Origin of the sequence: Kumtagia ephedrae, from assembly GCF_003012745.1 — a bacterium.
GTDB lineage: Bacteria > Pseudomonadota > Alphaproteobacteria > Rhizobiales > Rhizobiaceae > Kumtagia > Kumtagia ephedrae.
This window is the reverse complement of the sequence record NZ_PXYK01000039.1, coordinates 1-25,603: the sequence shown is the minus strand read 5'-3', so window position 1 is coordinate 25,603 and position 25,603 is coordinate 1. Positions and strand designations below refer to the sequence as shown.

The window sequence follows — 25,603 nt, the reverse complement described above, 5'->3', positions numbered from 1 at the left end:
CTTTCCACCCCCGGTCACGATGATGTCATCCGGCGAGGCGCGGTTCCGGCAGACCGGCTGGCCGGGGCTGCGCGCAAAACTGTTCCACCGCTATTTCCTGCTGCGCCGGGCGATGACGCTGGGGGTGCGCGGCATGGTCATAGACCGGGCGAACAACGCCGTCTTCCTCATCCGCCACACCTATGTTCCGGGCTGGCAGCTTCCGGGCGGCGGCGTCGAGCTCGGCGAGACGCTGGAGGAGGCGCTGACGCGCGAATGCCTGGAGGAAGGCAACATCGCCGTCGGCTCGCCTGTGCTGAAATCCATGCACTTCAACCGCAACGCCTCGCGCCGCGACCATGTCGCCTTCTATGTGATCGAGCAGTTCGCGCAGACCGGTCTGAAAAGGCCCGACCGCGAGATCGCCGAGGCCGGCTTCTTCCCGCTCGACCGCCTGCCGGAAGCGACCACGCCGGCGACGCACCGGCGCATAGCGGAGGTGTTTTCGGGCAAGCCGCCGTCGCCTTACTGGTAGTTCGACGCGAGCGTCCCCGCTCGCATGAGGGTGGCCCGTCCAGGCACCGCTGTCCGCGGAGCGGCTTGGCCGATCCGCCTCATCGCGCCGCCCGCAAACTGCCGCCGGCCTGTGCCGATGCCTCCCTTTCCGACGCTCGCAACACGCGCTCCAGCACGGCGAATATCCGGGCGTCGCTCATCTGGGCGACGTTGAAGCGCATGAAGCCGGTGGCGGTCTGCGAGACGCTGAAGACGTCGCCGGGCGCCAGCAAGACGTTCTCGCGCAGGGCGGCGCGGGCGACCGCAGCCGCATCGCGCCCGTCGGGCAGCCCGCACCACAGATAGAAGCCGCCGCGCGGCAGCAGCCAGGGCGAGATGCCGAGCATCCGCAGGCTTGCCGCCGTGTCGCGCCGGGCCCGGGCGAGCCGCCGCCGCAGCGCCTCCAGATGCTTGCGGTAGCTGCCGTCGCTGAGCGCCGCCAGCACCAGTTCGGCGGCGACGGGGCTGACGCCGCCGAAGCTCGTCGCCACCTGCAGGTCGATCAGCGCCTCGATCCAATCGGGACGCGCCGCGATATAGCCGCAGCGGATGGAGGCCGACAACGTCTTGGAGAAGCTGCCGATGCGGATGACCCGCGACAGGCCGTCGAGCGCGGCGAGGCGCGGCGACGGCTCGGGCTCGAAATCGGCGAAGATGTCGTCCTCGACGATCGTCATGTCGTGCGCCGCGGCGGCGTTCAGCAGGCGGTGGGCGGTCTGCGGCGAGAGCGTCGCCCCGGTCGGATTGTGCAGGGCGGAATTGGTGATGTAGAGGCGCGGCCGGTGCACCGTGGCGGCCTCGACGAAACGCTCCACGTCCGGTCCGGCCGGCGTATAGGGCACGCCGACGATCGTCGCCTGATGGGCCCGCAGGAGCGCCTGGAAGTTGAAGTAGCTGGGATCGTCGACCAGCACGGCGTCGCCGGGCCTGACCAGGAAGCGGCAGATGAGATCGATCGCCTGCGTGCCCGATCCGGTCAGCAGGATCTGGTCGGGGCCCGCCTCCAGGCCTTCGCCGGCGAACCGGCGCGACAGCAGGCGGCGCAGCGCCAGCGGCCCGCGCGTGGCGCCGTAGTCGGCGAGCACCGCGTCGTCGGCCCTGGCAAGGCGGCGGACGGCGCGGCGGAGCGCGTCGTTCGGCATCCAATCGGCCGGCAGCCAGCCGCAGCCGGGCTTGGCCACAGCCGGATCGGCATCCAGCGACTGGCGGGATACCCAGAACGGATCGAGCGCCCGGTCGAGCTTCGGGCCGGTCTCGGCCAGCGTGAGCGGCGGGGCGATGGTCGACACGTAGAAGCCGGAGCCGGGTCTCGCCCGGATCAGCCCCTCGGCGGCGAGCCGGTCATAGGCTTCGACGACGGTCGACGGCGACACGTCCATGACGGCGGCAAAGGTGCGGATGGAGGGCAGCCGGTCGCCGCTCGCCAGCGCGCGGCTCGCCACCCTGGCGCGGATCGCGGCCATTACCTCTGCCGTGCGTGTTCCCATTGGTCGTCCGCCACCCGTCATCGTATTGGAATAGTGAGCCATACAGTTTGGCGAAATTGTACTGAACTGTCCCTGTCGCCGCCAGCCCCGCGCGGCTACGAACAGTCCGAATCGAGGGCATCATGAAAGCGGCGACGGCAGGATGGGGCAGCGGGCTCCTCGGCGTGGTGATCTTCAGCGGATCGCTGCCGGCGACGCGGGTGGCGGTCGACGGTTTCTCGCCGATCTTCCTTACCTCGGCACGTGCGGTCATCGCCGCGCTGCTCGGGATGGCCTTGCTGTGGATGCTGCGGCAGGAGCGGCCGGCGCGGCGTGACGTCGGCCCGCTCGCCGTCGTCGCCATTGGCGTCGTGGTCGGCTTCCCGCTGCTGACGGCGCTGGCGCTGCAGCATATCACCGCGGCGCATTCGATCGTCTTCGTCGGCCTGCTGCCGCTCTGCACCGCGATCTTCGGCGTGCTGCGCGGCGGCGAGCGACCCAAGCCGGCCTTCTGGCTGTTCTCGATCCTCGGCAGCCTTCTGGTCGCCGGCTTTGCGTTGACGCAAAGCGGTCCGGCCTCGCTGACGGGCGATCTCCTGATGATCGCGGCCATCCTGCTGTGCGGGCTCGGTTATGCCGAGGGCGCCACGCTGTCACGGCGTCTCGGCGGCTGGCAGGTGATCTCCTGGGCGCTGGTGCTGTCACTGCCCGTCATGGCAGTCATCGGTCTGGCGACGCTTCCGGCGGACTGGAGCGGGGTCGCGCCGCCGGCCTGGTATGGGCTCGCCTACGTCTCGGTGTTCAGCATGCTGGTCGGCTTCGTCTTCTGGTATCGCGGGCTGGCGCTCGGCGGCATCGCCGGGGTCGGGCAGTTGCAGCTTCTCCAGCCCTTCTTCGGGCTCGCCCTGGCCGGACTGCTGCTCGGCGAGCCGGTCGCCTGGACGATGATAGCCGTGACCGGGCTGGTCGTGCTGTGCGTCGCCGGCGCCAAACGCTTCGCCTAGATCAAAGTCGGGGTGGCGGGCGCGCAGGAGCGGACGTCCGCAAGCTTTTTCACGAAGCCCCGGAACCAGGTCCGGCCTGACCTTTGTCCTTCAGCCCCTCGGCACGCAACCTGTCGAGCTTGCCGAACTCGGTCATGACGCTCACCAGCACGCTGGCGGTCCAGCCGAAGGTGAACAATCCCGACATCGCGATGATCGGGCCGATCAGGCGCCACTGCTCGGGTAGGCTGACGGTTCCCTCGCCGAGCGTCGTGTAGCTCTGGAGAACGTAGTAGTAGCTGTCGCGCATCGACGGGATGAGCCCCAGCAGCGAGACGGGAAGCGCCCACAGCAGCGTCTCGGCGAAATGCAGGGCAGCCAGGGCGCCGATGGTCAGGGCGAGCAGCAGGTTGACGCGCCAGTGCGGGGTGGCGTGGTCGACGTGGACCCAGGACTTGCTGAAGCGCTGGTTGATCGAGCGGATGCCCGCGCCGTGGACGAAAATGATCACCACCAGGGTCAGGGTGCCGAGAACGATCTCCAGGACCGGGTTCGGGGCCGAAAGCGCGTCCATCGTACGGCAAGTCCTTCTCTGGCTGGCAATCCGGATCGACACCCGCGAGGCCGTCCGATCGCGCTCGATGCTGAGGCGCGATTATTCCGGCATCGGCATGAGTCTGTCGACCACCCATCGGACACTATCCGCCGTGCGCTTGATAAGACGGGCCGCGTGGCTCCTGATAAGCGCTGTCCGAGTGTGCAATGCTGTCGTGCGTCGCGACACCGGTGATCAGGGCCTTCGGCGAGCCGCGAAGGCTCACCCGAACCGGCCGCGGTCGTGCGGGGCGGCATAGTCCAGCTCCGGCCCGACCGGCACGATGCGCGTCGGGTTGATGGTGGTGTGGCTGCCGTAATAATGCGCCTTGATGTGCTGCATGTTCATCGTGCCCGCCACGCCCGGCACCTGATAGAGATCGCGAAAATAGTTCGACAGGTTGGGATAATCGGCGATGCGGCGCAGATTGCATTTGAAGTGGCCGACATAGACCGGGTCGAAGCGGGCGAGCGTTGTGAACAGCCGCCAGTCGGCCTCGGTGATGCGTCCGCCGACGAGGTAGCGCTGCCGCGACAGCTTGTCCTCCAGCGTGTCGAGCGCGGCAAACAACTCGCCGAACGCCTCCTCATAGGCGTCCTGCGTGGTGGCGAAGCCGGCGCGGTAGACGCCGTTGTTGATGGCCGGGTAGACGAGCGCATTGATCTCATCGATCTCGGCACGCAGCGGCTGCGGATAGAAATCCACCGAGGCGTCGCCCCATTCGTCGAAGGCCGAGTTGAGCATGCGGATGATTTCCGGCGACTCGTTGGAGACGATAGTCTCCTGCCTGCGGTCCCACAGCACCGGCACGGTCACCCGCCCGGTGTAGTGCGGGTCGGCGCGGGTGTAGATCTGGTGCAGGAAGTCGAGGCCGTAGAGGCCGTCGCCGGTGGCGCCGTCCTCGGCGAGGAACGTCCAGCCGTCCTTGCCCATGAAATGGTGGACGACGGAAACCGACACGATGTCCTCGAGCTTCTTCAGCACGCGAAAAATCAGCGTCCGGTGCGCCCAGGGGCAGGCATAGGAGACATAGAGATGATAGCGCCCCGGCTCGGCCTTGAAGCCGCGCGTGCGGCCCGGCGCCGGGCTGCCGTCGGCCGTCACCCAGTCGCGCCACGGCGCGTCCGGACGCTCGAAGCGCCCGCCGGTATCGCGGGTAGAGTACCAGACGTCCCGCCACTTGCCGTCGACCAGCTGTCCCATGCGTTTCTCCTTTGCCCGACAGATAGGTCAGTGCGGCCGAAAGCAAAACCGCCGCCGGCTGAACACAGCGTCCTGCCGGGATGAACCGTCATCGAAAAATTCGCCGCGGCCGATGGACGACCGGCGAATTTGGTGCTAGCGGCGTTCGTCATGGCAACGTGCATGAAAATCCGGTTCGACCGACGACGAATGGGCGCCAGCGCTTGACGCGCTGACTGGCGAGGCTGCGCGCCGCGCAGCAAACCCTTCCTCGTACCGACCGGATGTCGCACATCATGATCCCTGCCGAAATTATCTTCATGCCGGAAACCCCGGCGCACGACCTCGAGATCGATCACATCAACGAAGAGGCCTTCGGGCCGGGACGCTTCGCGCGCGCCGCCTACAGGATTCGCGAGGGCGGCCCGCACGAGCGGCATCTCTCCTTCGTCGCGCTTAAGCGCAACGAGGTGGTCGCCTCCGTGCGCCTGACGCGCATCGCCGCGGGCGGCGGGCGGGCGCTGCTGCTCGGGCCGCTGGCGGTGCGCCCCGCCCACAAGAATCTCGGCATCGGCCGCAAGCTGGTGGCGGTCGCCATCGAGGCGGCGCGGCGGGACGGCGCCGGCGCCGTCATGCTGGTCGGCGACGAGCCCTATTACGGGCCGCTCGGCTTCAAGCGCATCCCGCGCGGGCAGGTCATCATGCCCCGCCCCGTAGACCTCGACCGCATCCTCGCCTACGAGCTCGTTCCCGGCACGGTCGAGCGGCTCAAGGGCGAGGTCCGCCACGAAGACACCGTGCGGGTGGCGCAGCCGGGGTGAACCGCCACCGCTTCGCCGAAACCCGCAAAAACGGGCTGCCATGGACATCGGCGCCTGAGGCTGCGTCCCATCCGCCATTGCGTGGCATGGGACGTGCCCATACGATGACGACCAGCATTCAAGGAGACGGTTCGGCATGGACATCAGCGGACAGACGGCGCTCGTCACTGGCGGCGGCTCGGGGCTCGGCGAGGCCACCGCAAGGGCGCTGGCGGCCAAGGGCGCGCGCGTCGCCGTGCTGGATATCGGGCTGGAGCGCGCGCAGGCGGTGGCCCGCGACATCGGCGGCATCGCGCTCGGCTGCGACGTGACCAGCGCCGAGGGCGCGGAGGCCGCGGTGGCACGGGCGGCGGAAGAGCTCGGCGGCGCCCGCATCCTCGTCAACTGCGCCGGCATCGTCGCCGGCAAGCGGACCGTTGGCAAGGAGGGTCCGCATCCGCTCGACCTCTTCCGCAAGGTGATCGAGGTCAACCTCGTCGGCAGCTTCAACATGATCCGGCTGTTCGCCGATCGCGCCGCGAAACTTGAGCCGCTCGCCGGCGGCGAGCGCGGCGTCATCGTCAACACCGCCTCGGTCGCCGCCTTCGACGGCCAGATCGGCCAGGTGGCCTATTCCGCCTCCAAGGGCGGCGTTGTCGGCATGACCCTGCCGCTCGCGCGCGACCTCGCCCGCTCCGGCATCCGCGTCGTCACCATAGCCCCCGGCATCTTCAAGACGCCGATGGTGGCCGGCATGCCCGCCGACGTGCAGGAATCGCTGGGAGAGGTGGTGCCCTTCCCGCCCCGGCTCGGCGAGCCGTCCGAATATGGCGCACTTGCCGTCCATATCGTCGAGAACCAGATGCTGAACGGCGAGACCATCCGGCTCGACGCGGCGGTGCGCCTGCCGCCGAAATAGCCGCCCTGGCGGCGGCTTGCGCCTGCCGGGCCCGCTCGATAAGTGGAGCCTCGACATCATGTTCGAGGGGGATGCGATGACCGACAAGCGCGACGTGCTGCGGCCCACCGACGACGAGGCGATCCGGCTGGCAAGGACGCTGCTGCGCTCGGCGCGTTTCGGCGCCATCGCCGTGCTGGAGCCGGAAACCGGCAGTCCGCTGGCCAGCCGCGTCGGCGTCGCCACCGACGCCGACGGCGCGCCGCTCATCCTGGTGTCCGGCCTCTCCGCCCACACGCGGGCGCTCGACGCCGACCCGCGCTGCTCGCTGCTGGTCGGCGAGCCGGGCAAGGGCGATGCGCTCGCCCATCCGCGGCTCACGCTCGTGTGCCGCGCCGTGCTGCTGGAAAAGGACACGCCGGAGCAGGCCCGCGCCGAGCGGCGCTACCTCAACAAGAACCCGAAGGCTAAACTCTACGCCGGCCTCGCCGATTTCCGGCTTTTCCGGCTGGAGCCCGAGCGCGCCAGCCTGAACGGCGGCTTCGGCAAGGCCTATGCGCTGACGCGCGAGGATGTCATGACCGTCAGCCCCGCCCTCGACGCCCTCGCAGCCTCCGAGCAGGGCGCGCTCGACCACATGAATTCCGACCACCTCGACGCCATCGGCCTCTATGCCGCGCATTTCGCGCGGGCATCCGGCGACGGCTGGACGATGACCGGCTTCGACGCCGATGGCATCGACCTCGGCCGCGGCGACGAGGTGCTGCGCATCTTCTTCCCGGCGCCGCTGCAGGCGGCGTCCGACCTGCGCCCCGCGCTGGTCGCGATGGCGAAGACGGCCCGGGCGGCGCTGGGCGCTGGAGCGCCGCAGGCCTGATCGCCGGGCATGGAACTCATCCGCGTCATCGATCCCCACGATCCGCGCGTCGCCGCGTTCCGCGACATCCGCGAGCGCGACCTGGTCGGCCGGCAGGGCCTTTTCGTCGCCGAGGGCAAGGTCGTTCTGAACGTCCTGCTGGGCGCGCCGGACTACGAGCTGCAGTCCGTGCTGCTGCTGGAAAGCCGCGTAGCCGGCCTGTCGGAGACACTCGCCCGCCTGCCGGCCGAAATTCCCGTCCATGTCGCCACGGCGGAGGTGATGAACGCAATCGCCGGCTTCCACATCCATCGCGGCATCCTGGCGCTGGGCCGGCGGCGCGGCGTGCCGACGGCGGCCGATCTGCTGGCGGCGCTGCCGCGGCGCACGCTGGCGCTGGTGCTGGTCGGCCTCTCCAACCACGACAATATCGGCTCGATCTTCCGCAATGCCGCCGCCTTCGGCGTCGATGCCGTGTTCGCCGACGCCTCGTGCTGCGATCCGCTCTACCGCAAGGCGATCCGCGTCTCGGTGGGCGGCGTGTTCCGCGTGTCATTCGCGCGTTTCGACGACATGGGCGGCTTTGTCGATGCGCTGGCCGCCAAAGGCATCGAGCCGGCCGCCCTGTCGCCGCGCGGCGAAACGGAGATAGGCGCCTTCGATCGGCCTGGTCGCCTGGCGCTTTTCCTCGGCACCGAGGGCGAAGGCCTGCCGGAGACGCTGATGGCACGCATGCGGACGCTGCGCATCGCCATCGCGCCGGGCTTCGACAGCCTGAACGTCGCCGCTACGTCGGCGATCGCCCTGCATCGGCTGGCGGATGTCGGGCGCTGAGGGGTTCCGGTGCCTATTCGGCCGCGACATCCACCGGAAGCGCTGCCAGCCTGGCCAGCATCGCCTCGGCCCGCGCGCCGCGCTCCGAGCGCTCGATGAAGCCGCCGCCGAGCACGCGGGCGTCGTTGCCGTCGTCGCCGTAGAGCACGCAGGCCTGGCCCGGCGCGATACCGGATTCGCCTTCCGCCAGTTCCACCCAGGTGGCGCCGCCCCGCCGGCGCAGCACGGCCGGGCGCGGCGGCCTCGTGGAGCGCACCTTGGCGAACAGCTCGATGCCGTCCGGGCCGATTGCGTCCAGGTCCTCGTCGCCCAGCCAGTTCATGGCGCGCAGATAGACTTTTCGCGTTTCCAGCGCCTCGCGCGGGCCGACGACGACGCGCGCCCGCTCAGCATCGAGATGGACGACGTAGAGCGGCTCGCCGGAGGCGATGCCGATGCCGCGCCGCTGGCCGATGGTGTAGCGCAGGATGCCCTCGTGGCGGCCGAGCACGCGGCCGTCGATATGGACGATGTCGCCCGGCGTCGCCGCCGCCGGCTTCAGCCTGGCGATGATGTCGGAGTATTTTCCCTGGGGCACGAAGCAGATGTCCTGGCTGTCCTGCTTGTCGGCGACGGCGAGGCCGAGTTCGGCGGCGATCGCCCGCACTTCCGGCTTCGGCATGCCGCCGAGCGGGAAGCGCAGGTAGTCGATCTGCTCCTGCGTGGTGGCGAACAGGAAGTAGCTCTGGTCGCGGTCGGCATCGACCGGCCGGTAGAGGGCGCGGTGCGCTCCGTTGGAGCGGCTGCGGATATAGTGGCCGGTGGCGAGCGCCGCCGCGCCCAGATCGCGCGCCGTCTCCAGCAGGTCGGCGAACTTCACCGTCTGGTTGCAGGACACGCAGGGGATCGGCGTCTCACCGGCGACGTAGCTCTCGGCGAAGGGATCGATCACCGCCTGGCGGAAACGCTCCTCGTAGTCGAGCACGTAATGCGGGATTCGAAGCGTCTCGGACACGCGGCGCGCGTCGTCGATGTCGCGTCCGGCGCAGCACGAGCCGGCGCGGTGCGTGGCCGCGCCGTGGTCGTAGAGCTGCAGCGTGACGCCGACCACGTCGTAGCCTTCGCGCTTGAGGATGCCGGCGACCACCGAGGAATCGACGCCGCCCGACATCGCCACGACGACGCGCGTGTCTTCTGGCCGTCCCGGCAGGTCGAGGCTGTTCATGGCTGGCTTCCAAGGTTTTCGGCCGGTCTTGTGCCGACACGGCCAATATAGGTCAAGCGGCGTCTTGCCGCCAGACCGGCCCCGACCTTGCAACCCCTTGAATTGGCTCGGCTGTCCGCCAGCTCCGGCGAATGGTTAAAATTGTCGGCCTGTCGGAAAGACTCCGTTGACGGACAAGCCGTTAGGCTCATTCGACGGCTTAGGCAATTTTTAAAGCTGTGGCGGTAGCCTGAACGCGATTAGGTCTGCGAATTATTTGTAGAGAGTACGATGACCGATCTTGGAAGGCCGCGCGTTAAGTATGTGATCGGGCCGGACGGCAGTCCGCTGACGATCGCCGATCTGCCCCCGAGCAACACGCGCCGCTGGGTCATTCGCCGCAAGGCTGAAGTGGTCGCCGCCGTTCGCGGCGGCCTGCTCAGCCTCGACGAGGCATGCCAGCGCTACAAGCTGACGACCGAGGAGTTCCTGTCCTGGCAGGCCTCGATCGACGAGTATGGCCTGGCCGGACTGCGCACCACGCGCATCCAGCAATACAGGCACTGACCCATCCTGCACGCCGGCATGAGGCGGCCCGGCACGCGCCAGGGCTGCCGAAGCGCTTCGCGGGGTCGTGGAATTGTGGCCACGATCCGTTGCCGGCGTGGCACGGCCTGCAGTGTCGCCTGCTAGCGGTTCGCAGGCGCCCGCTTGATCTGTGCCGAGGCGATCGCCGTCAGCACGACCGAGGCGGCGAAGAACCAGAGGCCGGGCTTGGTGAAGGCGGTCGCCAGCCCGCTGGTCTTGGCGGCGAAGACGACGAGCGCCACCAGCACGACATCGAGCATCGACCAATTCGCCAGCGCACCGAACCAGGCGGGGATGCGCGGGGCATGCGGCGACGCATAGGCCGCAAGGTGCAGCAGCATCAGCTTCAGCGCCGGGAACACCAGCGAGAACAGCGCGACGAGCGCTGCGAGCAGCACGTCGCCCTGGTTCCACAGGCCGGTGAAGATGCCGATCAGCGACGGTTCGTCGGTGAAGAAATAAAGGCGGTCCACCCGGATCAGCGGCATGACGACGCCGAGCGCGAAGAAGACCGTCGCGAAGAACAGGATCAGGGGGAGCAGAAAAGGCAGGGCTCGCGTCATGTGCCTGCTTTAGCCGATCCGCTCACGGCCCGGAAGCGGAGCGGCGCGCCCTGTTTGCAGAGCGCGGCGGGCGCCTCAGCCGATCATGGCGCTGCGGCCGTGGCCGTCGGCCTCGCGCATCTTGCTGTCGCGCGATTCAAGCATCTGCGCCTTGTCGAGTTCGGCCTCCGCCTCGCGCAGCAGGGCGAGCGCGGTGGTGCGCTGGTCGGCGAGGTCGGCCTGCGAGTTCTTCAGATTGTCGCGGCGCTGGCGTGCCGCCTTGGCGAAGGTCGGGTAGGCGAAGTGGTTGACGTCGGTGATCCCGGCCTTTTTCTCCTCGGCGGCGATCTGCAGCTCGAGGTCGCCGGCCATGCGTTCGAATTCGGCGATCATCACGTCGAGCTGTGAGAGTTGCCGGCGCTTCTCGTTCACCTGGAATTGCTTCAGCCGAACGAGGTTCTCACGTGACTTCATGTCCCAACACTCCAGAACGCAACACCGGATACAAATCGTTTGGTCCGAGAAACTGCCCCCGCACCAGCCACTAGGCGGCGAAGGGAAAACAAAATCCTAAGAATCCTACCCGTTGGTAACCATTCGTTTACGGGCATTGTTAATCATACGCGGCAGGGCTTAAGGCACGGTAAAAAAATCCGGTCCTTTCTGGCCGGGCGGAACTTCAAGAGTCACGGGCGGACTTCGTGAGTCAAATGAGTCACTTGCGTCGATGTGTTAAGGTTCGACAACGGCCTTAATGAGCGACGATTCACGAGCGGAATCAAGTGAGTGCACCCAAGAGCTGACGGGCAAAGTTGTGGCTTGCCAACTGGAATCATGTTTTGTTAACCATTCGCTGGCAGCTTTGGGTTCAGGCAATCACTGCTCCGGCACCGCGTGGCGCCCGTGGCCGGTGCAGCAGCAGAAAAGGGGATATGGATGCGCGTTCTGCTGATTGAAGACGACAGTGCGACGGCCCAGAGCATCGAATTGATGCTGAAGTCCGAGAGCTTCAACGTCTACACGACGGATCTCGGCGAGGAGGGCGTCGACCTCGGCAAGCTCTACGACTACGACATCATCCTGCTCGATCTGAACCTTCCCGACATGTCGGGCTACGAGGTGCTCCGCACACTGCGGCTCTCCAAGGTGAAGACGCCGATCCTGATCCTCTCCGGCATGGCCGGCATCGAGGACAAGGTGCGTGGCCTCGGCTTCGGCGCCGACGACTACATGACCAAGCCGTTCCACAAGGACGAGCTGGTGGCGCGCATCCACGCCATCGTCCGCCGCTCCAAGGGCCACGCCCAGTCGGTCATCGCCACCGGCGACCTGATCGTCAACCTCGACGCCAAGACAGTGGAGGTCGGCGGCCAGCGCGTGCACCTGACCGGCAAGGAATACCAGATGCTGGAACTGCTCTCGCTGCGCAAGGGTACGACGCTCACCAAGGAGATGTTCCTCAACCATCTCTATGGCGGCATGGACGAGCCGGAGCTGAAGATCATCGACGTCTTCATCTGCAAGCTGCGCAAGAAGCTCGACGCCGCGTCCGGTGGCCAGAATTTTATTGAGACGGTGTGGGGCCGCGGCTACGTGCTGCGCGAGCCGGAAGAGATGCGCGAAATCGCCTGAAAACGCTGCCATATCCCGCAACAAAGCCCGGTATCGACCGGGCTTTTGTCGTTTTTTCGGGAAGGTTTCGTCGAATTATGCGGCCGACGCCGCGGACTTCGCCTCGCCCATCGCCCGGAAGCGCTCCAGGAGCTGGGCGCGGTTGAACGGCTTCAGGATGTAGCTTTGCGCCCCGGCCCGTTTGGCGCGCATGATGGCGGCGACGTCCATTTCGGTCAGGCAGATCGCAATGTGCGGGACGATGGCGCTCGGGATGGCGCGGATGCGGCGGATCACCTCGATGGTCGGCAGATCGGGAAGGGCGGAATCCACCACCACGATGTCGGGCATGTCGGCCTCGCACATCTCGATCGCGTCGAGGCCGCTGGCGGCCTCCACCAGCATCAGGTCGGGACCGTTCAGGATGCGCTTGGCGACCTTGCGGATGACGCTGGAGTCGTCGACGAACATGCATCGTTTCATGCGGGGTCCTTCTCGTCCGCGAAGGGCTTGCAAGCTGGCTTGAATGCGGCGCGTCGAAGGCTACGGCAGGCGGGTAAAGATACGGAGAATGGGCTGGGTAAAGTTTCCGCTAAATTGCGACCATCTCCCGGCACCGCCATGCCGGTGCCGGGGATCCGGGTGAGGCTTCCTGGCTATTGCGCGCGGGCGGCGGAGAAGACGATCTCGTCGGCCGTCGCATGGATGGAGATCGGCATGCCGGCCTCGCGTGCGAGAAGCAGGGTGTAGTAAGGCTGCACCGCATGCGCGTCGATCGCTTCCTCGGGCCGGCTTCCCGAGTGCAGCTCGAGGAATTTCGGCGGCACGCGCAGCATCGGCCCGCGCGCCGCGATGCTGAACCGCGGATCGCTGTCGCTGCCCTCCAGGATGACGCCGATCCTGCCGCCGCGCGGGATGGCGGCGTTGGCGACCAGGATCAGGTTGAGCAGCAGCTTGACGGTGTTCTTGGGCAGCAGCCAGCGCGGCCCGCTCCATTCGAAGTCGGGCTTCTCGTTCCGGAGGAAGGCGGTGGCGACGGTCTCGGCGTCGCCGGTGTCGATGACCATGCCCGCCGACCCGGCGGCGCCGAAGGCGATGCGGGCGAACTGCAGCCTGGCGGAGGCGTTGCGGGCGCTGGCGCGGATCAGGTTCATGGCGTCCTCGTCGGCGCCGCCCTCGTCCAGCAATTCGAGGCCGTTGTTGATCGCGCCGACCGGCGAGATGATGTCATGGCAGACCCGGCTGCACAGAAGCGCGGCGAGGTCGGTTGCGGAGAGGGTGAAGATGTCGGCCATCGAATGCTCGGTCCCCGGCGATCGCCCATTTTGGCGCAAGCCGCGATCACCGTGCCGGCCTGCCCGAATCAGTCTCACTCCCCGTCGCCGGGTATAAGGCACCCAGGCGTCTCGACCAAACCGGCCTGTCGGTAGAACGGAGCGCGGGCGGTCGCGAAAGCCGGCGCGAAAGCGCTCGTCCGGTCTTCGAACCGCCACGTTCATGTGAGAGCTTAATGGTTGAAAAAGGATTACGGCCTAGGCTGGCATGGTAAATCCGGACGCCGCCGGCAAGAGCGGCAACAGGCAGGGACGTCGGCGAAGGGCTCGCGGACGGAGTTACAGAAGCATGCTTTTCCGATTTTTCGAGCGGATCGTCTTCCGGTTCGCAGCCGTGGTCCTTGTGGCGGCAGGCGTTCTCGGCTTCGCCGCCTCGTCCTCCCACGCCCAGCAGGAATACACCGCCCAGGAGATCGTCGATTCGGGACACCGCTTCTTCGGCGCGACCTCGGGCGGGCTGGCGACGGCGGTCGAGAACATCTTCTCCTCCTACGGGCTGCCCAACGGCTATGTCCTGGGCGAGGAGGGGTCGGGCGCCTTCGTCGGAGGCCTGACCTATGGCGAGGGGACGCTCTACACCAAGAATGCCGGCGATCACAAAGTGTTCTGGCAAGGGCCGTCGCTCGGCTTCGACTTCGGCGGCCAGGGCTCGCGCATCATGATGCTGGTCTACAATCTCGACCAGATCGACGCGCTCTACCGGCGCTACATCGGCGTCGCCGGGTCCGCCTACATCGTCGCCGGCGTCGGCTTCAACGTTCTGAAATACGGCGACGTGCTGCTGGTGCCGGTGCGCACCGGCGTCGGAGCGCGGCTTGGCGTGAACGTCGGCTATCTCAAGCTGACGCCGAAGCCGACCTGGAACCCGTTCTGATCGCACGGTCTGCCCGATCGACCGGCTTGCACGCGGCGGCAAGCCGGCGTTAGGGAAAGGGCGGGGGCGAGGAAAGCCTCCGCCGTGCGTCATGGGGCCAGCCGTGATCCAGTCCATCCTGTTCTTCGCCCTCGGCTTCCTGTGCGCCGGCCTGCTGGCGCTGCTGATCGCGCCGGCGGTATGGCGGCGGGCCGTGCGGCTGACGCGCAAGCGCGTGGAAGCCTCGGTGCCGCTCACGCTCGACGAGATCCAGGCCGACCGGGACCAGTTGCGGGCCGAGTTCGCCCTGTCGACCCGCCGCCTGGAGATGAGCGTCAAGGAATTGCGCGACAAGGCCGCCGCGCAGCTGGTGGAGATCGGGGGCGGTCGCGAGGAACTGCGGCAGCTCGCGGCGGAGCGCGACGAGAAGGACCGTTCGCTTGGCGAGATCGAAGCCCGGAGCGACGAGCTGAAGGCTGAGCTCGGCCGGCGCCAGGAAGAGCTGGAGCAGCTGGCCGACAGGTTGGCCGAAACCGACCAGGCGCTGGCCGCCCGCGTCAGCGAGCTCGACAGACTGAACGGCCTCTACGAAACGGCGAATCTGGCTTCGGTGCATCGTCAGGCCGAACTGCTGGCGCGCGCCGGCGAGGTCGACAGGCTTTCCACCGATCTCGGCATGCTGATGGCCGAACGCGGCGGGATGGAAAAGCGCATCGGCGAGCTCGAGGCCGAGCTGCATGGCGCCCGAGACGCAGCGCGCACCGAGAAGAAGAAGGCGGTCGATCTGGAAAAGCGGGTCGAGCGGATGCTGGCGACGGTTGCCGATCGCGAGGAGGCGGTCGAGCGGCGCGAGAAGGATCTTGCACAGATGCGCGAGCGGCTGAAGGGGGAAACGACGCGGCGCGACGAACTCGACGCGCGGCTCACCAGGGCCCTCGACGAGAAATTGCAGCTCGAGGCGAGGGTGGCCGACCTCACCGCTCGCCTCGCGGATGGGAGGGCGAAAACGGCCGGGAAAGACGCGTCACCGGAAAAGCGCGGCGATCTCGAACAACGCATCGTCGCCCTGACGCACGAGAACGCGAAGCTGCGCGCCGACGCCGTGGCGCGCGACGGAGCCGGCGTCCCGCCAGGCGGCCAGGATGCCCGGTTGCGCGAGCAGATGAACGAGATCGCCGCCGAGGTCATCGCGCTGACGGCGCGGCTTGACGGGCCGGACTCGCCGATCCGCGCAGTGGTCGGCACGCCGGCCGGCAATGCCTCCCCCGACCGGCCGCTCAGCCTCGCCGACCGTGTCCGTGCGCTGATAGCCGGGCCGGCAGGTGCGAATTGAGGAGTTCGTCCTTCGAGACTCGCCCTCCAACGTCTGGTGACCGCCGTAGCGGCCCGCACCTTGCCGGCATGGTTTCAACGCTGAAGCGAAGTCGTCGAAGGCGAGCCTCGAGGTCGCACCGGCAATTCTTTCCCGCCCGCTCAGTTGTGCGCGACCGTTCCGGCGGTGAGGATGCGCAGCACGTTGACGCCTTCCTCGCCGCTGGTGCGCGGCGGCTCGCGGGTCTCGATGCAGTGGAGGAAATGCTGCAGCTCGCGCGTCAGCGGCATGCCGCCCTCGACCGGGACATAGGTCGGCTCGTTGGCGGTGGCCAGCCACTGCCCGCTGTCCTGCCAGACCTCGTGCTTGTAGATGGCGAGCTTCTTGTCCCACGGCTCGACGTCGTCGAACACCGCCATCGCCCTGGTGCCGACGACGGTCAGCCGCCGCTCGCGATAGGGGTTGAGCCGCGAGGTGAACAGGTGCCCGCGCAGGCCGCCCGGAAACAGCATGTGCAGGTGGGCGAAGTCGCTGAGATGGTCGAGCAGGGCGGCCCCCTCCCCGCGCACCTCCGTCGGCGCCTGCCCGGTGATCGCCAGGATCATCGACAGGTCGTGCGGGGCGAGATCCCACAGCGCGTCGTTCTCGGTGTGGAATTTGCCCAGGCCAAGCCGGTGCGAGTGGATGTATTTCACCGTGCCGAGCTCGCCGGCGTCGATCAGCGCCTTGAGCTTTTCGAAGGCGGGATGGAAGCGCAGCACATGGCCGGTCATGAAGATGCGGCCGTGGCGGGCGGCGGCCGCCACGGCGCGCTCGGCATCCGGCACGGTCAGCGCGATCGGCTTCTCCACCAGCACGTCCTTGCCCGCCTCGACGGCGCGGATCGCCTGCTCGGCATGGAACTGCGGCGGCAGCGCCATCACCACCGCGTCAACGTCGTCGCGCTGATAGAGCTCGTCGGGGGCGATTGCCAGGCAGTCGTGCTCGACGGCGAAACCTTCGGCGCGTGCCGGATTGGCATCGGAGACGGCCCGCAGCACGCCGAGATCCCTCAGCGTGCGGACATGGTTCGCCCCCCAGTATCCGCAACCAAGGACAGCGATACGCGGCTTCATCAAGTCATGAACTCTGGGCGGGCCCGGCCCGGCGGGTGGATTCGTCGGCGCAGACATAGCCACCGCCCGGCGCGAACTCAAGGGCGCCGCCGCGCACGATTGGTTTCAGCGCGAAAGCGCATTTCAACACAGGAAAGGCCGCTTGCGGCGCGCAAGAGCCGCCGCCGCTCGGCACGCGCGCGGCCTGGACCCTTCCACCCGCGGCTTTCCTCCGGACCGCGCGCCATCCTGCGCGGTCCCGTCCGGATGCGAGGCGGGACGCCTGGCGGCCGCGCAACCGGCCTGCGCTCGTCTGACCGGCGGCTCGCCGGAACCCTCGGCAAGCGGTTCCGCATCGTGCTGCGCAAAGCCGCAGTTTGCGCGCTTGACAGGTTCGGCCAACCACCCCTATACCCCCGCTGCCCTTGCAAGCGGCGCGCCAGCGCGCCGGGATGGCGGCGTGGCGGAGTAGCTCAGTCGGTTAGAGCAGAGGAATCATAATCCTTGTGTCGGGGGTTCGAATCCCTCCTCCGCTACCACCGACATGCACACCCGAGTTTTCAGGGTCTGCATGTGTGCCTCTCGACTGTATCGGTCTTCCGCTACCAAAAAATAGCGTGCCAGAGTAGCCTGGACTGATTGCCAGTCAAACTCGGACTCGAACTGCTGCTAGGCCCCCGTGGGGGAGCCATCGAGCAACGATATCGGTGCCTTGCAATGGGCTATAAGCAGCACGTTTATTATGGCAGCTCCGAACAAGAAGCCCCGGTGGCAATTCGATGTCTCCGGGCATTCATACGTGCTCTTTCGAGACTCTCCTTGGCCGGTCCGGTGACCTATTCGAAGCTGCTGGCCGTGGAAGGCAAGCCCGTGTCCTCTCCGGTGCTAGGAAGCATCTGATGCGAATGGGCCTAGGAAAGCAGGCGGACCGGGCAAAAAGCGGCGAAACGGAGATCAGCGGGAATCGAAGCCAACGAGCAGTAGCTGAACGTAGCCCTGTAGGCTGCGGGATATTAAGATGGTCGCTAGGTGGAGTGGCGATGAAGGTTGGGGGAATGGACTGTTCCAGGTTTGTCATCGCGATCCTGTGCGCCATTGCATGGAACTCCGCAGCCGCAGCTGCGGAAGTCAAATTTGTCGAAATTCCGGATGCTGTCGACTTCGTGATCATCAAGGGGGAGATCGTTCAAGGTGACAGCGAGCGGTTCCTCGACGCGGTCGGGAACCGCGAGAAGGTGGCGGTCTATCTCGAAAGTCCGGGCGGCCTGCTCCGTGAGGCACTGAAAATAGGGGCGGAAATCCGGTTGAGGAACTACGGCACCGTGGTCGACGCCGGCGATGAGTGCTTCTCGGCCTGCGGTTTGATCTGGGTATCTGGCGCCCGTCGGTACATGTCGCCCAAGTCCCTGATCGGGTTCCACGCAGCTTATCGCGAAGAGGCGGGCGAGTTTCGGGAAAGTGGGATGGCCAACGCCGAGATCGGGTCATTCCTGACGCATCTTGGGTTGAGGATAGAAGCCATCCGTTTCTTCACTGTCGCAGGTCCCAACGACTTCCTGCTGCTAACCCCGGCTCGGGCACGGGAACTCGGAATTGATGTCTTCCTGCTCGATGGCGGTGGTGTTGTCACGCCCGGCGATGCGCCCACAGGTGATCGCTATGCCGAACGATGGGTTCTCTACAGCATTCTGCGGTCGCAGTGCCAAGTGTACTTCCAGCCGGACATGGCTGTGATCGCAGTCGGATTGGAGGAAGCATTCGCCCGGGGCAATGAGGTACTTGGTGGCGAGCAGTGGGTCAACATATGGACGCGACTGCTGGACCAGTGGGTCGGCGAGATCCGGTCCCGAGGGCTGGTAGTGGTTTGTGTCGAGGCCGAGCAGTTCCTCCGCGACCAAGGACTGGAAACGGGCGTAGATGGCCCAAGCTTCGACTGCGCAAAGGCTGAAACTCCAACCGAGCGAACCATGTGCGCGGATCAGAAGCTGTGGGCCAAGGACCGGGCGATGAACTCGATCTACTTCTGGATTCGCGATAATGTGCAGGCGGATGTCCGGAAGGGCATACTGGCAGTCCAGCGCCACTGGCTGGCGGTCAACGATTGCGGCACTGACAGGGGCTGCCTGAATTCTGTATATGAACAGAGGCTGGAGGAACTGAAACTAGTGGTGATCCAGTAGATTTGAATGGCCATCCACTTGCAGCGGAGGACGAAGGCCTCAGCGGCTTTCCCCAATTGCCCGGAAGAGGAGTGTTCATTGACGTGAATCAAACCGGCGAAGCTTCCCCTGGCTCTAAGCTCGAGCAGGAGTTGAATTACGTGCTAACTTCGCTCCGGGACGAGATCGCAATGATCGACCTCCTCATTCGTCCGAGGCATGGGGAGAGTCCGGAATGGAGCTCTTACTCAAGAAGTATCGCCTCCTAAGGATCAGGATGGACGGCAATCGGAACCACCGAAGGCCCCGTATCCACATCGATTATCATCGAATCCCTCACCTTGCTTCGTATGCGACCAATGACGGCTGCCGTCTTGTGGGCGCGGGATGCTCCGACCGGGTAGTCCAACCATGGGTAGAGAAGAATCGAGTGCTCTTCATCAATGCGTGGGAGTGCCTGCCCAGCAGCGACGGTGTCGACTACACAGTTGTCGCCGAACGGGCAGGCCTTGCCCTAAACATTCCAGGACAGGCGGATTCGGTTGACCGGCGTTCGTCCTCCGTTAACTTGCCCTCAGGTTATCCGTGCATTCCGAGCCCAGAGCTGCGTCGAGGAAGATCGTGTCGTCCCCTCATGCGCAGCGGCGTCGATCTTACCTGCGCCGGGCGCGCGAGAAGCGGCTTCGCACCGCAACGGCCATCTTCGAAATGCGTCACCGACGCTGACATTTTTGCGTGCTGCCGCGCGGATTTGGGATAGCGACCTCTGCCAAAGGATGCCAATCTGCGCCAGATTGTTGCCGCCTCAACTGGAGCCTCCCATGTTTTCGACAATCCTGAAGGCCGCCGGCATCGGCCTCGCGATCGCCATCGCCTCGGTCCTTCCGGCCCAGGCCGAGCCGGTCAAGATCGGCAGCAAGAATTTCACCGAACAGTTCATCGTCGCGGAAATCTACGCCCAGGCGCTGGAGAAAGCCGGCATCGAGGTGCAGAAGCGCCTCAACCTCGGCGCCACCCAGATCGCCCACACTGCGCTGACCAGCGGCGAGATCGACCTCTATCCGGAATACACCGGGACGGCGCTGGCCGCGGTCGTGAAGGGCGAACTCACCAGCGACGCCGACAAGATCTACGCCGACGTGAAGACCTATTACGAGGGCCAGCTCGGCCTCACCCTGCTGAAGCCGACCGCCATCAACAACGGCTATGCCATCGTCCTGCTGCCGGAGAAGGCGGAGGAGTACAAGCTGAAGACGCTTTCCGACCTCGGCCCCGCATCGAAGGACCTGACCTTCGGCGCCGAAGGCACGTTCGGCGAGCGCAAGGACGGCCTGCCCGGCCTGGAGAGCGTCTACGGCATCAAGTTCAAGGAGTTCGTCAAGTTCGCCAAGCTCGGCATCCGCTACAGCGCGCTGACCAGCAAGCAGATCGACGTGTCCTTCGGCTTCTCCACCGACTGGCAGATCGAGGAAAGCAAGCTCGCCGTGCTCGACGACGACAAGGGGCTGTTCCCGCCCTACTACCTCGTGCCCATCGTGCGCCAGGATGCGCTGAAGGCCAATCCCAGGATCGCCGAGGTGCTGGACAAGATCGCGCCGCTGCTCACCAACGAGAAGATGCGCGCCATGAACGCCGCGGTCGAGCGCGACCGCAAGGAGCCGGCCGAGGTCGCCGCCGAATTCCTGGCGGCCGAAGGTATCTGACCTCCGAGCGACCGGCCCGCGCCCGGCGCGGGCCGGCGTTCTCCGGCGAGGGGAATGCGCATGACGGGCCGCGCGTGAAACCATCCGCATGACCTGGGCACACAAGAACATCGGCCTGATCGCCGAGGCCGCCGGCCAGCATCTGCTGCTGTCGTTCCTGTCGGTGCTGATCGGCTGCGCCGTCGCGCTGGTGCTTGGCATCGTCTCGGCGCGGCGGCCGCGCCTCTACGCCGTCTTCCTGACCATCGCCGGCATCATCTTCGTCATCCCGAGCCTGGCGCTGTTCGCCTTCCTGATCCCGGTCATGGGACTCGGCATGAAGCCGGCGCTGACCGGCCTGTCGTCCTATTGCGTGCTGATCCTGCTGCGCAACGTCGTCACCGGGCTGCGCAGCGTGCCGGACGACGTGCTCGACGCCGCCGACGGCATGGGCTTCAGCCGCTGGCAGCGGCTGGTGCGGATCGAGCTGCCGCTGGCGCTGCCGCTGATCGTCTCGGGCATCCGCATCGCGCTGGTCACCGTCATCGGCATCGCCACCGTCGCCGCCTTCATCGATGCCGGCGGCCTCGGCACCATCATCCTGCAAGGCATCGACCAAAGCTGGCCGGAGAAGATCATCGTCGGCGGCGCCCTGACAGCGGCGATCGCCATCTTCTTCGACCTCTCCATGACCTGGATCGAGCGCCGCCTGATGCGCTGGAGGCAGGCATGAACCTGCTCGGCCAGGCGATCGACTGGATCATCCAGAACCCGGAAGAATTCAACCGGGCGCTGGGCCAGCATCTGCTGATGTCTATCACCGCGATCGTCTTCGCGCTTGCCATCGGCCTGCCGCTGGCGGTGCTGATCCTGCGCCACGGCAGCATGGCGGCGGCCGCCATCAACTCGGTCAACGGCCTGCGCACGCTGCCCAGCCTCGCCATCCTCGCCATCATGATGCCCATCCTCGGCATCGGCCTGTGGCCGTCCATCGTCGCGCTGACCATCCTCGCTCTGCCGCCGATCCTCATCAACGCCTATATCGGGCTGCGCGACGTCGACGCCGACGTCATCGAGGCGGCGACCGGCATGGGCATGAGCGAGCGGCAGATCCTGCGCAAGATCCGCATCCCGCTCGCCGCGCCCGCCATGTTCGCCGGCCTGCGCACCGCCTCGGTGCAGGTGCTGGCCGGCGCGACGCTGGCGCCCTTCATCGGCGGCGGCGGGCTCGGCGACTTCATCGCCGTCGGCATAGCCGGCATGGACCAGGCGCGGCTGCTGGTCGGCGCCGTGCCGATCGCCCTGCTGGCGCTCGGCACCGAATTCCTGCTCGGCCAGACCGAGCGGCTGCTGTTCGGAGAAAGACGCGCCGCATGATCACCATGAAGAACGTCACCAAGCGCTTCGACGGCACCGGCGCCGCGGCCGTCGACGATCTCAGCCTCGACATCCCCGACGGCATAACGGTGGCGCTGGTCGGGCCGTCCGGCTGCGGCAAGACGACGACCATGCGCATGATCAACCGGCTGATCGAGCCGACCAGCGGGACGATTCTGGTCAGCGGCAGGGACGTGCGCGCCGCCGACGCCGTCGAATTGCGCCGCCACATCGGCTACGTCATCCAGCAGGTCGGCCTGTTCCCGCACATGACCATCGCGCAGAACATCGCCTCGGTGCCGCGGCTGCTCGGCTGGGACGCCGGGCGCATCCGCGCCCGGAGCAGCGAGCTGATGCAGCTCGTAGGGCTCGAGCAGAGCATGCTCGAGCGCTACCCGCGCCAGCTCTCCGGCGGACAGCGGCAGCGCGTCGGCGTGGCGCGGGCGCTCGCCGCCGACCCGCCGGTGCTGCTCATGGACGAGCCGTTCGGCGCCATCGACCCGATCGCACGCACTCGGCTGCAGAACGAGTTCCGGCAGATCCTGAAGCGTGTCAAGAAGACGGTCGTGATGGTGACGCACGACATCGACGAGGCGGTGCGGCTCGGCGACCGCATCGCCATCATGCGCGACGGCCGCATCGTCCAGTACGATACGCCGGAGACGATCCTGTCGCGGCCGGCCGATGGCTTCGTCGAGAATTTCGTCGGCGCCGACCGCGCGCTCAAGCGGCTGACGCTGTTTTCGACCGGGAGCATCATGACGCCCGGCACCGGCGATGCGTCGCTGCCGCGCGTCGACAAGGACGGCGACCTTCGCGACGCGCTGTCGGCGATCGTGGCGGCGAGGAGCACGGCGGCGGCCGTGGTGGACGAGGAGGGAAAAATGATCGGGACGATCACCCAGGCCGCGATCCTGGCGGTGTGACGATGGCCGGCATTCCGCAAACGCTCGCCATTTCCGGCGAATTCGCTGACTGGCCGCTCGACCAGTTGACGGCTGTCATCAAGCGCGCCGAGGCGGCCGGCGTCGAAACGGCGGTCCTGCCGGACACGATCCCGCCGGCGGAGGGCGGCGCCGGCTGGCCCGACGCGCTGATCCTGATCGGATGGCTTGCCGCCTCGACCGGTCGGATCAGGTTTCTCGGGCGTGTGTCGAGCCTCGGCCACCAGCCCTACAATCTGGCGCGGCGCCTCGCCTCGCTCGACCTGATCAGCGGCGGACGCGCCGGCTGGCTGATGGCCGACGAGGATTTCGACGCCGCCTTCGCCGCTTTCAGCGGCAAGGCCAGGCTTGAGGGCGTGGACCTGGCGGATCGCGAGAAGGAATTTGCCGCCGTGGTCGAAGGCCTGTGGCAGAGCTGGGACGCCGACGCGCTTCTGCTGGACAAGCAGGCCGGGCGCTTCTTGAGGCCGGAGGCCATGCACCCGCTCGACCATGACGGCGCGCATTTCTCCGTCCGCGGGCCGCTCAACGTGATGCGCTCGCCGCGCGGGCGGCCGGACCTGCTGCGGGAAGCCGACCTCGGGCCCGTCGCCACGGCCGAGACGCCGCGGACGGCATTCGCCATTCTCGACGGGAGCGCGCCATGAGGCAGATGAAGCTCGGCGCCTTCCTGATGCCGACCGGCCACCACATCGCCGGCTGGCGCCATCCGGCCGCCGCCGCCGATGCCGGCATCGACGTCCAGCATATGATCGGGCTGGCGCGAGCCGCCGAGCGCGGGCTGTTCGACCTCGTCTTCTTCGAGGACGCCGCCGGCGTGCGCGAGGCGCGGGCCGAGCTCGCCGCGCAGACGTCGCGCTCCATCGGCTTCGAGCCGGTCAGCCTGCTCGCCGCACTCGCCGCCCACACGTCGCATGTCGGCCTCGTGGCCACCGCCTCGACGTCCTACAACGAGCCCTTCGCGCTGGCGCGCGCCTTCGCCACGCTCGACCTGGTCAGCGGCGGTCGCGCCGGCTGGAACCTCGTCACCTCGGCCAGCGAGATCGAGGCGGCGAATTTCGGCGCGCAGGGCCTGCGCGCCCATCGCGACCGCTATGCGCGAGCCGGCGAGTTCGCCGACATCGTGCTCGGCCTGTGGGATCCGGCCACCCGCACCGGCACGCTCGGCCACGACGGCGAGAGTTTCGCCGTCCGCCAGGGGTTGGGCATTCCGGCCTCGCCGCAGGGCCGGCCGGTCATGGTGCAGGCCGGCTCCTCCGATGTCGGCCGTGACCTCGCCGCGCGCACCGCCGACGTGGTGTTCGTGGCCACCCAGACCTTGTCCGTCGCCAAGGAATTCTACGACGACGTGAAGGCGCGCGCGGCACGCGCCGGCCGCGATCCCGACCACGTCAAGATCATGCCCGGCGTCTCGCCGGTCGTCGCCGACAGCCGCGCCGAGGCGCAGGCGAAGTTCGACGAGTTGCAGGCGCTGATCCCCGACGATGTCGGGCTGGCGCTGCTGGCCAGCTATCTCGCCACCGATGCGCTGAACGGGCTGCCGCTCGACGGGCCGCTGCCCGAGCTGAAGTCGACCGAGGGCATGCAGAGCCGCCAGGCGCTGGTGGTGGAGCAGTCGCGCCGCGACGGCCTCAGCATCCGCCAGGTGGCGCAGCATTTCGCCGGCGCGCGCGGGCACTGGCGGCTGGTCGGCACCGCCGACGACGTCGCCGATCAGCTGGAGGAATGGTTCAGGGGCGGCGCGGCCGACGGCTTCAACGTCATGCCGGCCTATTTCCCCGGCGAGCTCGACAATTTCGTCGACCTGGTCATCCCGGAGCTGCAGCGCCGGGGGCTCTTCCGCACGGCCTATGAAGGCAGCACGCTGCGGCGCAACCTCGGCCTCGCCGCTTGAGCCCCCCGTCGCCGGCAGGATCCTCGACGATATCCGGCGGCTCGCACCATTCGAGCCGCGCGAGGACGAGATCGGCGACCTCGCCAACGCCTATCGCATCCAGGACGAGGTGACCGACGCCTTGCTCGGCGACCGGCCGGGCCGAAAGATCGCCGGCTACAAGATCGCCTTCAACCGGCCGAACTCGCTCGACTACTACACGCTGGCCGAGCCGTGCTTCGCGCCGCTGTTCTCCGACCAGATCCATCCATCGGGCATCGAGCTGCCGCTCGCCGCCTTCCGCGAGCTGGTCATCGAGCCGGAGATCGCGGTGCGGCTCGCCGCCCCGCTCGACGGACACGAGGAGCGCGCCGCCGTGGCCGCAGCCATCGCCGCCTGTCTGCCGGCCATCGAGCTGATGGACGTGCGCGGCGCCTTCGCCCACGATCCAAGTGCCGCCGCCGCGGTCGCCCAGCGCATCTACAGCCAGGGCGCGGTCCTGGGTCTGGAATCGCCGATCGGCTCCCCCGACCCCTCAGTCGTCACGGCGAGCCTCGACGTCGACGGCACCCGCCTCGGCGAAGCGACGGGTGCGGCGCCGCAGGACCCGATCGATGCCATTGCCTGGCTCGCAGGCCGCCTCGCCCGCGACGGGCGGCGGCTGGAGGCCGGCATGGTGGTGCTCACCGGCGCGCATCTGCCCGGCCATGCCCTTCCAAAGCGCTGCGAGGTCAGGGTCGGGCTTGCGCCGCTGGGTAGTGTCTCAGTGCGGGTTGTCTAGACTCTTTCATGATTTGACGGAAGCGTAGCCTGCGTTTGCGAAGTAGTTGTCGCATTCGCCGGGGTCGATGGTGGCGACGAGGTGGCCGATATGTCGCCATGTGTCCTCGATCGATCGTTTCT

27 protein-coding genes, 1 tRNA gene and 1 pseudogene are annotated in these 25,603 nt (G+C 67.3%); 19 read left to right on the top strand and 10 right to left on the bottom strand.

The features are described 5' to 3' along the window. The first annotated feature begins 22 nt into the window (after positions 1 to 22). Positions 23 to 514 (top strand): NUDIX domain-containing protein, encoded by a 492-nt coding sequence (locus C7I84_RS26925; protein ID WP_106775319.1) that lies wholly within the window; start codon positions 23 to 25, stop codon positions 512 to 514. Between the two features lie 79 nt (positions 515 to 593). On the opposite strand, the gene C7I84_RS26920 is transcribed toward C7I84_RS26925, so the two are convergent. Continuing rightward, complete coding sequence (locus C7I84_RS26920; protein ID WP_207771079.1) at positions 594 to 1,997, bottom strand: aminotransferase-like domain-containing protein; 1,404 nt, start codon at positions 1,995 to 1,997, stop codon at positions 594 to 596. Positions 1,998 to 2,143: 146 nt separating this feature from the next. Here C7I84_RS26920 and C7I84_RS26915 point away from each other — a divergent pair, with 146 nt between their 5' ends. Then, positions 2,144 to 3,004: a DMT family transporter gene (locus C7I84_RS26915; RefSeq protein WP_106775301.1), complete on the top strand. Its 861-nt coding sequence runs from the start codon at positions 2,144 to 2,146 to the stop codon at positions 3,002 to 3,004. Positions 3,005 to 3,053: 49 nt separating this feature from the next. On the opposite strand, the gene C7I84_RS26910 is transcribed toward C7I84_RS26915, so the two are convergent. Both C7I84_RS26910 and C7I84_RS26905 read right to left on the bottom strand, forming a co-directional pair. Continuing rightward, on the bottom strand, positions 3,054 to 3,557 hold the full coding sequence (locus tag C7I84_RS26910; RefSeq protein ID WP_106775300.1) for an ion channel: 504 nt from the start codon (positions 3,555 to 3,557) through the stop codon (positions 3,054 to 3,056). 243 nt (positions 3,558 to 3,800) lie between these two features. After that, positions 3,801 to 4,781 carry a glutathione S-transferase family protein gene (locus C7I84_RS26905; RefSeq protein WP_106775299.1) on the bottom strand — a complete coding sequence of 327 codons (981 nt, stop codon included), beginning with the start codon at positions 4,779 to 4,781 and terminating at the stop codon, positions 3,801 to 3,803. Positions 4,782 to 5,056: 275 nt separating this feature from the next. On the opposite strand from C7I84_RS26905, the gene C7I84_RS26900 reads away from it, so the two are divergent. The 4 genes from C7I84_RS26900 (at position 5,057) to C7I84_RS26885 (ending at position 8,148) form a co-directional block, all read left to right on the top strand. After that, a complete protein-coding gene (locus C7I84_RS26900) occupies positions 5,057 to 5,581 on the top strand; it encodes a GNAT family N-acetyltransferase (protein ID WP_106775318.1) in 525 nt (174 codons plus the stop codon). A 136-nt stretch (positions 5,582 to 5,717) separates the two neighbouring features. Next, positions 5,718 to 6,479, top strand: coding sequence for an SDR family NAD(P)-dependent oxidoreductase (locus tag C7I84_RS26895; protein ID WP_106775298.1), 762 nt, complete (start codon positions 5,718 to 5,720; stop codon positions 6,477 to 6,479). A 76-nt stretch (positions 6,480 to 6,555) separates the two neighbouring features. Further along, complete coding sequence (locus tag C7I84_RS26890) at positions 6,556 to 7,335, top strand: HugZ family pyridoxamine 5'-phosphate oxidase (protein WP_106775317.1); 780 nt, start codon at positions 6,556 to 6,558, stop codon at positions 7,333 to 7,335. A gap of 9 nt (positions 7,336 to 7,344) precedes the next feature. Continuing rightward, positions 7,345 to 8,148, top strand: a complete 804-nt coding sequence (locus C7I84_RS26885) for a TrmH family RNA methyltransferase (RefSeq protein ID WP_106775297.1) — start codon at positions 7,345 to 7,347, stop codon at positions 8,146 to 8,148. A 13-nt stretch (positions 8,149 to 8,161) separates the two neighbouring features. Here the strand turns inward: C7I84_RS26885 and mnmA are convergent, their stop codons facing one another. After that, entirely contained in the window at positions 8,162 to 9,352 is a 1,191-nt protein-coding gene (gene mnmA, locus C7I84_RS26880) for a tRNA 2-thiouridine(34) synthase MnmA (RefSeq protein ID WP_106775296.1), read from the bottom strand. A 270-nt stretch (positions 9,353 to 9,622) separates the two neighbouring features. Between mnmA and sciP the strand changes: the two genes are divergently transcribed. Next, positions 9,623 to 9,898: a CtrA inhibitor SciP gene (gene sciP, locus C7I84_RS26875; protein ID WP_106775295.1), complete on the top strand. Its 276-nt coding sequence runs from the start codon at positions 9,623 to 9,625 to the stop codon at positions 9,896 to 9,898. Positions 9,899 to 10,020: 122 nt separating this feature from the next. On the opposite strand, the gene C7I84_RS26870 is transcribed toward sciP, so the two are convergent. After that, positions 10,021 to 10,482: a paraquat-inducible protein A gene (locus C7I84_RS26870; protein ID WP_245428626.1), complete on the bottom strand. Its 462-nt coding sequence runs from the start codon at positions 10,480 to 10,482 to the stop codon at positions 10,021 to 10,023. A 75-nt stretch (positions 10,483 to 10,557) separates the two neighbouring features. Next, positions 10,558 to 10,935: a flagellar export protein FliJ gene (locus C7I84_RS26865; RefSeq protein ID WP_106775294.1), complete on the bottom strand. Its 378-nt coding sequence runs from the start codon at positions 10,933 to 10,935 to the stop codon at positions 10,558 to 10,560. Between the two features lie 462 nt (positions 10,936 to 11,397). On the opposite strand from C7I84_RS26865, the gene ctrA reads away from it, so the two are divergent. Next, a complete protein-coding gene (ctrA, locus tag C7I84_RS26860) occupies positions 11,398 to 12,093 on the top strand; it encodes a response regulator transcription factor CtrA (protein ID WP_106775293.1) in 696 nt (231 codons plus the stop codon). Positions 12,094 to 12,168: 75 nt separating this feature from the next. On the opposite strand, the gene C7I84_RS26855 is transcribed toward ctrA, so the two are convergent. Together C7I84_RS26855 and chpT are read right to left on the bottom strand one after the other, a co-directional pair. Then, the gene (locus tag C7I84_RS26855; RefSeq protein ID WP_106775292.1) at positions 12,169 to 12,555 is read right to left on the bottom strand and encodes a response regulator; all 387 of its coding nucleotides are present in this window, start codon (positions 12,553 to 12,555) and stop codon (positions 12,169 to 12,171) included. Between the two features lie 173 nt (positions 12,556 to 12,728). Next, a complete protein-coding gene (gene chpT / locus C7I84_RS26850) occupies positions 12,729 to 13,367 on the bottom strand; it encodes a histidine phosphotransferase ChpT (RefSeq protein WP_106775291.1) in 639 nt (212 codons plus the stop codon). 328 nt (positions 13,368 to 13,695) lie between these two features. On the opposite strand from chpT, the gene C7I84_RS26845 reads away from it, so the two are divergent. Both C7I84_RS26845 and C7I84_RS26840 read left to right on the top strand, forming a co-directional pair. After that, positions 13,696 to 14,280, top strand: coding sequence for a DUF1134 domain-containing protein (locus C7I84_RS26845; RefSeq protein ID WP_106775290.1), 585 nt, complete (start codon positions 13,696 to 13,698; stop codon positions 14,278 to 14,280). Positions 14,281 to 14,383: 103 nt separating this feature from the next. Next, positions 14,384 to 15,592: a coiled-coil domain-containing protein gene (locus C7I84_RS26840; protein ID WP_106775315.1), complete on the top strand. Its 1,209-nt coding sequence runs from the start codon at positions 14,384 to 14,386 to the stop codon at positions 15,590 to 15,592. Positions 15,593 to 15,732: 140 nt separating this feature from the next. Here the strand turns inward: C7I84_RS26840 and C7I84_RS26835 are convergent, their stop codons facing one another. Then, positions 15,733 to 16,686: a Gfo/Idh/MocA family protein gene (locus tag C7I84_RS26835; protein WP_106775289.1), complete on the bottom strand. Its 954-nt coding sequence runs from the start codon at positions 16,684 to 16,686 to the stop codon at positions 15,733 to 15,735. Positions 16,687 to 17,127: 441 nt separating this feature from the next. On the opposite strand from C7I84_RS26835, the gene C7I84_RS26830 reads away from it, so the two are divergent. The 9 genes from C7I84_RS26830 to C7I84_RS26790 all read left to right on the top strand — a co-directional run bounded on the left by C7I84_RS26830 (position 17,128) and on the right by C7I84_RS26790 (position 25,481). Continuing rightward, positions 17,128 to 17,204: transfer RNA gene (locus C7I84_RS26830), tRNA-Met, on the top strand. A 501-nt stretch (positions 17,205 to 17,705) separates the two neighbouring features. Then, complete coding sequence (locus C7I84_RS26825; protein ID WP_133170166.1) at positions 17,706 to 18,845, top strand: hypothetical protein; 1,140 nt, start codon at positions 17,706 to 17,708, stop codon at positions 18,843 to 18,845. An 800-nt stretch (positions 18,846 to 19,645) separates the two neighbouring features. Then, positions 19,646 to 20,527, top strand: coding sequence for a glycine betaine ABC transporter substrate-binding protein (locus tag C7I84_RS26820; protein ID WP_106775287.1), 882 nt, complete (start codon positions 19,646 to 19,648; stop codon positions 20,525 to 20,527). Between the two features lie 88 nt (positions 20,528 to 20,615). Next, positions 20,616 to 21,239, top strand: coding sequence for an ABC transporter permease (locus C7I84_RS26815; RefSeq protein ID WP_106775286.1), 624 nt, complete (start codon positions 20,616 to 20,618; stop codon positions 21,237 to 21,239). After that, complete coding sequence (locus C7I84_RS26810; RefSeq protein ID WP_106775285.1) at positions 21,236 to 21,883, top strand: ABC transporter permease; 648 nt, start codon at positions 21,236 to 21,238, stop codon at positions 21,881 to 21,883. The genes C7I84_RS26815 and C7I84_RS26810 overlap by 4 nt, the downstream gene beginning before the upstream one ends. Next, complete coding sequence (locus C7I84_RS26805) at positions 21,880 to 22,809, top strand: ABC transporter ATP-binding protein (protein ID WP_106775284.1); 930 nt, start codon at positions 21,880 to 21,882, stop codon at positions 22,807 to 22,809. Before C7I84_RS26810 ends, C7I84_RS26805 begins: the two co-directional genes overlap by 4 nt. Before the next feature lie 2 nt (positions 22,810 to 22,811). Further along, complete coding sequence (locus tag C7I84_RS26800; RefSeq protein ID WP_106775283.1) at positions 22,812 to 23,474, top strand: LLM class flavin-dependent oxidoreductase; 663 nt, start codon at positions 22,812 to 22,814, stop codon at positions 23,472 to 23,474. Continuing rightward, positions 23,471 to 24,721 carry an LLM class flavin-dependent oxidoreductase gene (locus tag C7I84_RS26795; protein ID WP_106775282.1) on the top strand — a complete coding sequence of 417 codons (1,251 nt, stop codon included), beginning with the start codon at positions 23,471 to 23,473 and terminating at the stop codon, positions 24,719 to 24,721. The genes C7I84_RS26800 and C7I84_RS26795 overlap by 4 nt, the downstream gene beginning before the upstream one ends. Next, positions 24,678 to 25,481 carry a 2-keto-4-pentenoate hydratase gene (locus C7I84_RS26790; RefSeq protein WP_106775281.1) on the top strand — a complete coding sequence of 268 codons (804 nt, stop codon included), beginning with the start codon at positions 24,678 to 24,680 and terminating at the stop codon, positions 25,479 to 25,481. The genes C7I84_RS26795 and C7I84_RS26790 overlap by 44 nt, the downstream gene beginning before the upstream one ends. Positions 25,482 to 25,487: 6 nt before the next feature. On the opposite strand, the pseudogene C7I84_RS30450 reads toward C7I84_RS26790, so the two are convergent. After that, positions 25,488 to 25,603: pseudogene (locus C7I84_RS30450) on the bottom strand (IS630 family transposase); the annotation flags it as partial.